General features: G+C 75.2%; 1 protein-coding gene. It reads left to right on the top strand.

Going from position 1 to position 606, the window contains the following annotated elements; all coding sequences use genetic code 11:
- Positions 1-597 (top strand): hypothetical protein (locus ABEB16_RS21620; RefSeq protein WP_345714233.1); only part of this gene is annotated, 597 nt, incomplete at its 5' end.
- Positions 598-606 lie beyond the last annotated feature (9 nt).

Here is a 606-nt window from a genome sequence, read left to right as displayed (position 1 = left end):
GCGGCGCTGGCCGTCCTCGTGCCCGCCGCCCTGCAGGACGGCGTCGAGGCGGGTTTCAGCGCCAGGACGCTCAGCGGCGCCAACACCTTCGCCGCCGGCACCGTGTCGCTGACCAGCACCGCGACGAGCCCGCTGTTCAGCGCGGCCGGCCTCGTCCCCGGCGACGGCGGCACCGCCTGCATGACCGTCACCTACACCGGGACGCTCGCCGCGGAGGTCCGGGTCCGCGCCGAGCAGGCCGGTGACGGGACGCTGGACCGCTACCTGCAGGTGGTGGTCGAGCAGGACGCCGGCCCGGCCAGCCCGTGCACCGCGTACTCCCTGCGCTGGTCGAGCGCGACGCGGGTGTTCCCCGCGGCCGCCGTGACCTCCGGCGCCCTGGACACCGCCGGCCGGCTCGACGCGCTGCTCACCACGTGCGCCGGCTACACCAGCAACGGCGGCACCGGCTGCGGCAGCTGGAGGCCCACCGCGCACGGCCAGACGCAGACCTACCGCGTCAGCTACCGGCTGTTCGGCTCCAACGCCGCCAAGAGCACCTCCGGCACCACCGTGAGCTCGGCCTTCCGGCTCGTGTTCGAGGCGAGGAACACGTGAGCGGCCACC

The sequence above is a fragment of the Kineococcus glutinatus genome, assembly GCF_039542765.1.
GTDB classification, from domain to species: domain Bacteria; phylum Actinomycetota; class Actinomycetes; order Actinomycetales; family Kineococcaceae; genus Kineococcus_A; species Kineococcus_A glutinatus.
The sequence above is the reverse complement of the archived record's forward strand: the minus strand, read 5'-3'. Positions and strand labels throughout refer to the sequence as shown.